This window comes from Psychrobacter sp. FME5 (assembly GCF_014861375.1).
In the GTDB taxonomy this organism is placed as follows: Bacteria; Pseudomonadota; Gammaproteobacteria; order Pseudomonadales; family Moraxellaceae; genus Psychrobacter.
Genome location: NZ_RRYX01000155.1, coordinates 1 through 4,792 on the forward strand (window position 1 = coordinate 1; position 4,792 = coordinate 4,792).

Genomic DNA, 4,792 nt, shown 5'->3' on the forward strand with positions numbered 1-4,792 from the left:
AAGACCATTACCTCTGACAATGGTAAAGAGTTTGCTCAGCATAAGAAGGTGAAACGAAAGCTCTTTACTTCCTTCTTCTTTGCCGATGCTTATGCGTCATGGCAGCGAGGAACCAACGAGAATACCAACGGATTAATCAGAGAGTTCTTGCCTAAGGGTTGTGACTTTAGACAAGTCTCTGATAATGAGATACAGGACATTGAGAATAAACTAAACAACAGACCAAGAAAACGCTTAGGGTTTAAAACGCCCAATCAGGTGTTCTATAATATAATTTAGCGTTGCACTTGGTGTGTTAATCTAAGACTGATATAATAGTCGTCATGCTGACTGCGCAGTGAACGCTTTTCAGGGCAGCACTCCATGTCTTTAGCACGGTAATAGGTTGACGGGGCAATCGGTAGTACTCTACAGATGGCTAGGGCCCCGTATTCTAGCTTGTTATTATCAATAAATTTGACCATTACTTGAGTGGACGGTCGAGCTCCGCCTGGGCGAAAAAAGCGGCAGCCTTGCGTATAATTTCATTGGCTTGCTTTAGTTCTTTGTTCTCACGTTCAAGATCTTTGATACGCTGCTCTTGGCTTTGAGCTTGTAATGATGCAGGGATAGTTTGGTCTATGTGCTTTTTATGCCATGATCGCAGGGTCTCAGGCGTGCAGCCAATCTTAGGAGCAATGGCTTGAATGGCTGATCATGTAGAGGGATAGTCGCTTAATGCTTCAATCAGCATGCGAACGGCTCTTTCTTTAATTTCGGGAGTGTAGTTTCGTGTTTTCATTGTCGTATTCTCTCAGAATATTAAGTCTCCGACAATCCCGGGGTGGTTCAAAACCTCTTATTAGGTGTCCTAAATTAGTTGACCACTACAAGCATAGCTCACCTAAGCCTAAAGTCATGAGTGCGCTTGGTAGAAAGTGATTTATTAGCGAATAGAAAAAGGCTCCCAAAAGGGAGCCTTTTTTATGATATGTACGTTGCCTAAAGCAATAGAGGTATTAAGCTGTGCAATCTAAAGGAGCTTATTTACGCCAAAGACCTTTAATAGACTCCCAATACTCTGAAAAAATAGAGTCATTACGCTTAGCCTGTTCCTGACTGTTTAGATGGGTAGGTGGCAAGATATGCTCATAATAGGTATCTTTTAAGAGCTTACGTAATAAGCCTTCTCCAATAAATCCTTTACCATCATTTAACGTATTTGCCGCACGTAATAAGTGACGAATGTCATATTGAGATGGGTCTATATCAGGTACCTGTTTTTTTATATCAAGTAGACTATATACCGCAACTCTAGCCGTACGAACGGAGCTTTCGACGGTGAATACCACATCGTTTTTAGTTTCGACAAACTGTCCTACTAAGCCTAGATTAGTACAACCTTGCGGTACAATTTCAGGACGGTCGCCCTGCGCACGTACCATGAACTGTGAGGTAATATATGGCATATAGGTAGATTTAACAATGGTATTGTCAACCACGCCGTCTAACCCATCGATAATACCAAGGTGATGGCAAAGCTCTGCTAAAATCTCATTACCTGTACATTCTGGCATTGGTTTCTTAATATAATTGCCATCTTTATCCATCAGCAAACTATACACCCAAAGTACTAAGGTGTCCTTTGGTTGATCAGGGAAATGCGGCTGACGGTTACAAGTAAAGCTCATTACCCAGTTAGAATCGGTAAAGGTGACGATACCACCTGTCGCTGTTTTACCTGAGTATGGATCATTAACAGACAGCTCTTTAACCTTATCTACCAATGCAGAAGGCTTACAAGTCAGTGTGGCTGACATCCATGCAGACTCATTCACATTACCATTGAATTTTCCAGGATGACCAAAGACGCTGGACTTATGAGCAAGATTGTTCCAAAGCGTCCAACCTTTTGATTGCCCTTGATTGTCTAACATAGCATCTAGGTTTGGCGCAGAATCGTTATCACCATATCGTGTATCATCAGTCATTGTGCCTGTGGTTGCTACTACATAATCATTCTCTGTAATAGTAATACGGGTAGGCTTACCACCTACTTCTGCAATGATGGCTTTGACCGTTTTGGTTGGCTCATTAGCTGAACCCTTAACAGATTCATGGTCATCAGCTTGATTAAACTCAATATCTAAATCCGTCACCGAAGTATCGTATTGGAATTTAACCCCTTTTTCGATGAGATAGTTACGTAGCGGTACGATAAACCCATCATATTGATTGTATTTTGGAAATACTAGCATCGACATATTATGCAGACCATCTAAGTCATGCAAAAAGCGGTGCATATATAGTTTTAACTCAAGCAAGCTGTGCCATTTTTCAAAGGCAAACATGGTGCTCCAAAGTATCCAGAAGTTACTTTCAAAGAAGCTGTCGCTAAAGTAATCATTGACTCGCACATCATCTAATTCTTCTTTGCGTTTTAGTAGTAGACGTATCAATGCTAATTGGTCAGATTTTTTTAGAGTAACACCATTCGTTTCTTTGATTTTACCTTGCTGATGTACCAAACGAGCGATTGAATAGTTAGGATCATCATCGTTAATCAGTCTATATTCATCTAGTACGCTGTATGGCTCTGGCATCTCTACTGCAGGAATATCTTGGAAGACATCCCAAAAGTTCTCGTAGGTAAATTCCATCTCACGGCCACCACGTATGATGTAGCCATTCTTAGCATTACCTGAGCCATCCATGGAGCCGCCTGACACCTCTAGTTGCTCTAAAAAGGTGATATTTTCTGCCGGTACTTTACCATCACGAATGAAGTAGTAAGCACTGGATAAGCCCGCGATACCACTACCGATGATATAGACTTTACTGTCCTTATAAGCGTCGGTTGGTCTACCGATATTGCGTTGATAGTTGCCTATTTTGTCAGCAAACGGCAAGGTGTTTTGTGGGTAGTGGTGTGGATAGGCTTTATTAGCATCTGGCTGATGTGGAAAGCTGTCGATAGTTTTTTGTTTTTCATTAGTCTTTTTCATTATTATCCCCTTAGTGGGTTAAAGAGTCTTATGACTCAGTGTTGTTTTAAAATGAAGCTGCTATTAACTTAAATATTTATAGGTCAGTGACCAAATGAGAATGTAGTTATTGTTTACTGTTTAATACGTTATTAATTTCTTGTGATACTAAATTGAACCTACTTCTTAGTTCATTAGAAATATTATTTGGTAAGTCTTTTAGTCTTTTTAATTTAAAAGCAAGGTACATGCTGAAAAAGCCACTGGTTATCAGGGCTAAGCCAGTCCATATAACAACTGTCATGCCACCAAGTATAGGGTTAGATAATAAGATAAAGGAGAAAACAATACCGACAACCCCTATTACTGTTAAATACCCCCAATCAGAAAAGCCATATTCTTTTAACTCAAATGAATGGCTGACAGCACTAATGGAACGAAACAATACTAAAAAACCCACATAAAAAAGCAGGGTAGCTTGCGATACTGCCGGGTTAACAAACAAAAGAACACCAACAATTAACGTTAAAATCCCAAGGACTAAAAACCAACCCCAATTATTAAGTACCTCCTTATTTAATAAAGAAAATGCAATTTCAGAAGCGCCTGAAATAATGAAAGATATGCTGAATAAAATAGCGAGCGCAGCATAAGACTCAAGTGGTGAAACAAAGGTATATATCCCGGTGGCAATAAAAATAATGCCAACGACAAGTGGAATATACCAATGATTAATAGTTTTATTGATGGTGCCGAAGATATTTCTAGTGATTGAACTCATTTTTAATCTCGATATCTATGTATGTTGCAAAATAACGGCTTGATATAATATTAATTGTCTTTAATGCAAAAAAGCTACGAGGTAGATCGTTGTGATCTATCTCATAGCTTTTTGGCGCAGGTCGTGAAAAGCGTTAAAACATAGTCTACATGCTGCTCAATAAATTCATCAGAAAAAGGGTCTTTCCCAGATAATCTTGCAAATTGAGGGGCAAAGGTATAAATAGACGTGGCTGCACCCAGTAATAAGTAGCGAATATGCATACTGTCTCCTTGAGGAGCCAATCCTAGTTTTTGTGCTCTTCGAATAATATCCAGCTCTTCATCATAAATAGTGCGTAAATAGTTTTCGACAAACCAGTCAAGTCTTTCCGAATCTCCTTTATTAGCCTGTATCAAAAAATGATGAATATCGGGGTAGTTGGCACAAAACTTTATAAAATCTTTTAACAGCACTTTCACTAAAGTACGAGCTTCAGCATCTTGCATGTTTCTGCGCTTCTCAAAATTGTGTTCACTGTAAATCTCAAAACATAATTTTGCCGTGGCTTTCCACAACGCTTCTTTGGAACCAAAATGATGGCTAATCAAGGTATGGTTCACCTCTGCTTTTTTAGCAATGGCGCGCAGCAATGGCGCGCGTTGAAACACCATCAAAACCTGTTGAAGCAAACTCGGTAAGGGCTGCTAATAATATCTTATTTTTAGTTTGTAATGAGCGCTCTTGCTCTGCACGTTTCACAGGCTTCCCTTATTTATGTTAAGCTTCTCAACCCTTATACTAACCAACTGTTCAAGTATTAGATGTTAAGTTATATGGGTTCTTTGTTTTATTGTGTAAGGTATTATATGAGCTTGTCTGTCACCCAATCCCATACGTCAGCGATGATAGTGAAAACGTTGTTTGATCGTCTTGTACGGGCTTTGTTGTTGGCATAATTAGCCCGGGAACCGTGCAGACTTTCATTGCGCTTAAGCTCTTTTGATATGGTATTGGGACTTCTGCCTAATGCATCAGCTATAAATTTAATACTATGTTTCGCCCCTTT

At 39.5% G+C, this 4,792-nt stretch carries 6 protein-coding genes, 1 pseudogene and 1 other annotated feature; of the genes and pseudogenes, 1 reads left to right on the forward strand and 6 read right to left on the reverse strand.

The window, feature by feature from the left end; all coding sequences use genetic code 11:
• A partial coding sequence (locus tag EI161_RS13355) for an IS30 family transposase (protein WP_192524318.1) occupies positions 1–279 on the forward strand: 279 nt, incomplete at its 5' end.
• 41 nt (positions 280–320) lie between these two features.
• Here the strand turns inward: EI161_RS13355 and EI161_RS14840 are convergent.
• The 6 genes and pseudogenes from EI161_RS14840 to EI161_RS13375 form a co-directional block, all read right to left on the reverse strand.
• A pseudogene (locus EI161_RS14840) lies at positions 321–781 on the reverse strand (transposase); the annotation flags it as partial.
• Positions 390–506 (reverse strand) — a sequence feature (AL1L pseudoknot). It overlaps the preceding pseudogene by 117 nt.
• Positions 782–1,022: 241 nt before the next feature.
• A complete protein-coding gene (locus EI161_RS13360) occupies positions 1,023–2,984 on the reverse strand; it encodes an oleate hydratase (protein WP_192524700.1) in 1,962 nt (653 codons plus the stop codon).
• Between the two features lie 106 nt (positions 2,985–3,090).
• Positions 3,091–3,744, reverse strand: a complete 654-nt coding sequence (locus tag EI161_RS13365; RefSeq protein ID WP_058023642.1) for an HdeD family acid-resistance protein — start codon at positions 3,742–3,744, stop codon at positions 3,091–3,093.
• A gap of 101 nt (positions 3,745–3,845) precedes the next feature.
• On the reverse strand, positions 3,846–4,394 hold the full coding sequence (locus tag EI161_RS13370; RefSeq protein ID WP_318779373.1) for a TetR/AcrR family transcriptional regulator: 549 nt from the start codon (positions 4,392–4,394) through the stop codon (positions 3,846–3,848).
• Positions 4,357–4,485, reverse strand: coding sequence for a TetR family transcriptional regulator (locus tag EI161_RS14975; RefSeq protein WP_263972276.1), 129 nt, complete (start codon positions 4,483–4,485; stop codon positions 4,357–4,359). Before EI161_RS14975 ends, EI161_RS13370 begins: the two co-directional genes overlap by 38 nt.
• Positions 4,486–4,588: 103 nt before the next feature.
• On the reverse strand, positions 4,589–4,792 hold a 204-nt coding region (locus EI161_RS13375), incomplete at its 5' end, for a helix-turn-helix domain-containing protein (protein ID WP_192529774.1).

Coding starts and splice junctions, on each gene's coding strand:
- EI161_RS13360 (WP_192524700.1), bottom strand. CDS start 2,984: ATGAAAAAGACTAATGAAAAACAAAAAACTATCGACAGCTTTCCACAT.
- EI161_RS13365 (WP_058023642.1), bottom strand. CDS start 3,744: ATGAGTTCAATCACTAGAAATATCTTCGGCACCATCAATAAAACTATT.